The 1,552-nt window shown below is 73.6% G+C and carries 1 protein-coding gene and 1 pseudogene; both read left to right on the top strand.

What is annotated here, in order from left to right; translation table 11 throughout:
- The first annotated feature begins 113 nt into the window (after positions 1-113).
- Positions 114-758 carry an HAD family hydrolase gene (locus ACSNOD_RS31020; RefSeq protein WP_436770409.1) on the top strand — a complete coding sequence of 215 codons (645 nt, stop codon included), beginning with the start codon at positions 114-116 and terminating at the stop codon, positions 756-758.
- Between the two features lie 70 nt (positions 759-828).
- Positions 829-1,552 (top strand): annotated as a pseudogene (locus tag ACSNOD_RS31015) (hypothetical protein); the annotation flags it as partial.

The following is a 1,552-nucleotide window of genomic DNA, read 5'->3' as shown; positions in this document are numbered from 1 at the left end:
TAGGACGCCGCCGAACAATTTTTAGCCTCAGTCCCCTGAACCCTTGTGGTTCGGGGGACTGAGGCATTTTTGCGTTCCGGGCTTTTTCGCATCGCACCTTCTACAGTGGTGCGATGCGCTATGACTTGGTCATTTTCGACAACGACGGGGTGCTCGTGGACAGCGAGCGCATCGCCAACGCCGTACTCGCCGGATATCTCACCGAGCTCGGGCATCCGACCACGTACGAGGATTCGATCCGCGACTACATGGGCTCCGCCGTGCACCGCGTCCACGATCTGGTGCTGGAGCGCTCGGGCCGGCGGCTGCCCGAGGAGTTCGACGACACCCTGCACGCCCGGACGTTCGAGGCGTTCCGGCGCGAACTCCAGCCCGTCGCCGGCGTCGCCGACGTGCTCAAGGGCCTGGCCACCGACGGCGTACCGTACTGCCTCGCCTCCTCCGGCAGCCACGAGCGGATACGCGTCGCCCTGCACACCACCGGTCTGTACGCGGCCTTCGACGAGGAGCGCATCTTCAGCTCGCAGGACGTCGGCCGCGGCAAGCCGGCGCCGGACCTCTTCCTGCACGCGGCCGCGCGCATGGGCGTGCCCGCGGACCGATGCGTCGTCGTGGAGGACAGCCCGCTCGGCGTCCAGGCCGCCGTCGCCGCCGGCATGGATGTCTACGGCTACACGGCGATGACGCCGGCCGCCCGGCTGGGCGAGGCCACCGGCCTCTTCTCGGACATGGCGGAGCTGCCCGCGCTGCTCCGGTGACGGCCGGCGAGGCGGCTCCCGGCCCGGAGAGGCTCCTCAACCGCCGCACGTGCCCGTACGCTGCCCGGCCATGGACTCGGCGCTGCGGCACGGACGGGCCTCGCTGACCCTCGGCTTCTTCGCCCAGGGCACGGTCTTCGCGCTGCTCGTCACCCGGATTCCGGCGCTCCAGGAGCGCTACGGGGTGAGCGACGCGGCCCTGCCCGCCCTGCTCGCCGCCGTCCCGGTGCTGGCCGGCGTCGGCAGCGCGGCCACGGGGCGGCTGGTGGCGCGGGTGCCGCCCAGCGCCGTACTGCGCTGGGCCCAACCGGCCATCTGCGCCGCCCTGGCGGCCGTCGGCGCGGGGAGCGCGCTGTGGCAGATGGGCATCGCCCTGGCGCTCTTCGGGCTGGCGGTCGGCGCGCTGGACGCCTCGCTGAACATGCTCGGCGTCAATCTGCAGCAGGCGTACGGGCGCAGCATCGTCACCGGGCTGCACGCCGCGTACAGCCTCGGCGGCGTGGTGGGAGCGGCGCTGGCCTGGGCGGGGGTGCGCGCCGGCCTGTCGCTCGCCGCGCTGTACGGGCCGGTGGTGGCGGTCCTCGTACCGCTGGCGCTGATCGCGAGCCGCTGGTACCTCGATCGGCCGCCGCGAACCGCCGCGGTGGCCCCCGGGCCGCCGCCGACGACGACCGCCGCCGAGGCCGGCCCGTCCGCCGGCCCGTCCGTCGACCTGCCCGGGGCCCAGCAGGGTGAAGCCGAGCAGCCCCGCCCAGGGCCCGGGCGCGCTCGCCACCACCGCGAACCCGACCACC

The sequence above is a fragment of the Streptomyces sp. URMC 123 genome, from assembly GCF_051386515.1.
Lineage (GTDB): Bacteria > Actinomycetota > Actinomycetes > Streptomycetales > Streptomycetaceae > Streptomyces.
This window is presented reverse-complemented; position numbering and strand designations above follow the sequence as displayed.

What these genes read in the sequence shown, in the direction of transcription:
- ACSNOD_RS31020 (WP_436770409.1), top strand. Translation starts at nt 114, where the DNA reads ATGCGCTATGACTTGGTCATTTTCGACAACGACGGGGTGCTCGTGGAC.